Here is a 1,425-nt window from a genome sequence, read left to right as displayed (position 1 = left end):
GGCTCTTCGGATTTGAGAGTGTAGGCCGATCGGTGAGTACGCCTGGGTAGAACGAAGACCTCGTAAGAGAATCAGGGTGTTCAACGTCCATCGTTCTCTCACGAGGTCTTCGTGTTTAACGCTACCTTCCAGACCCCTGACCTGACCACGTTCTGCCGACTTGACGAGCTCGGCCTCGAAGCGATTGGGCAACGTCTCGAACCAGACCGTGCGCTCATCGAGTGCCGAGTCGCCCAGTCCGACCCCTGGTGCCGCAGGTGCGGGGCGGAAGGCATCCCGCGTGACAGCGTCGTTCGGACACTCGCGCATGAGCCCTGCGGGCATCGTTCCACGATCCTGAAGATCCGGATCCGCCGCTTCCGCTGCTCCTGGTGTCGGAAGGTCTGGCGAGAAGACACCACCGCTGCCGCACCCGCCCGGGCGAAGATCTCGCGCGCCGGGGTTCGTTGGGCCCTCGAGGCACTGGTCATCGATCACCTCACCGTCTCGCGTGCAGCGGCGAATCTCGGGGTGTCCTGGCACACCGCGAACACCGCGATCCTTGACGAGGGGAAACGGCGGCTGATCGATAACCCGAACCGGTTCGACGGGGTCACCACGATCGGCGTCGACGAACACGTCTGGCGGCACACCCGCCGAGGCGACAAATACGTGACGGTGATCATCGACCTCACCCCTGTACGCGAGAGACGAGGCCCGGCCCGGCTCCTCGACATGGTTCCTGGCCGATCGAAGCAGGTCTTCAGCGACTGGCTGGCCGCGAGAACCCCGATATGGCGTTCGGGTATCGAGGTCGTCGCGATGGACGGGTTCACCGGGTTCAAGACCGCGTCGAAGCAGCATCTGCCCGACGCGGTCGAGGTGATGGATCCGTTTCATGTGGTTCAGCTCGCCGGCGATATGCTCGACCGGGTCAGGCAGCGGGTGCAGCAAGAGACCCTCGGGCATCGCGGCAGGCGTGGCGATCCGCTCTACGCGATTCGGAAGATGCTGCGCACGGGAGAAGCGTTCCTGACTGAGAGACAACAGGCCCGACTCGATGCCGTGTTCGCTGATCCTGCCCATGCGGATGTGTGGCGTGCGTGGCGGGTCTACCAGCAGGTCGTCGCGGCCTACCGCGAGAAATACGGCGGGCTCGGGCGGAAGCGGCTGCGCGAGCTCATCGACGTACTGGAAACGACGACGCCGACCTGGTTTGTCGAGCTTCGCAAGCTCGCGTACACACTCGACCGGCGGCGGGCAGACATCCTCGCGTACTTCGATCATCCGAGGACCTCGAACGGGCCCACTGAAGCGATCAATGGTCGGCTCGAACACCTCCGTGGCTCCGCGCTGGGGTTCCGGAACCTGACCCACTACATTGCGCGGTCGTTGCTCGAAGCCGGCGGATTCAGACCGCTCCTACACCCTCAATTCCGATGAGCC

At 64.1% G+C, this 1,425-nt stretch carries 1 protein-coding gene; it reads left to right on the top strand.

The window, feature by feature from the left end; all coding sequences use genetic code 11:
* Positions 1–111: 111 nt before the first annotated feature.
* The gene (locus J4H91_RS15360) at positions 112–1,422 is read left to right on the top strand and encodes an ISL3 family transposase (RefSeq protein ID WP_208047119.1); all 1,311 of its coding nucleotides are present in this window, start codon (positions 112–114) and stop codon (positions 1,420–1,422) included.
* The last annotated feature ends 3 nt before the right edge of the window (positions 1,423–1,425 follow it).

The sequence above is a fragment of the Leucobacter ruminantium genome (assembly GCF_017565705.1).
GTDB classification, from domain to species: domain Bacteria; phylum Actinomycetota; class Actinomycetes; order Actinomycetales; family Microbacteriaceae; genus Leucobacter; species Leucobacter ruminantium.
Note: the sequence above shows the minus strand (reverse complement) of the source record. Positions and strands in the feature narration are given on the sequence as shown.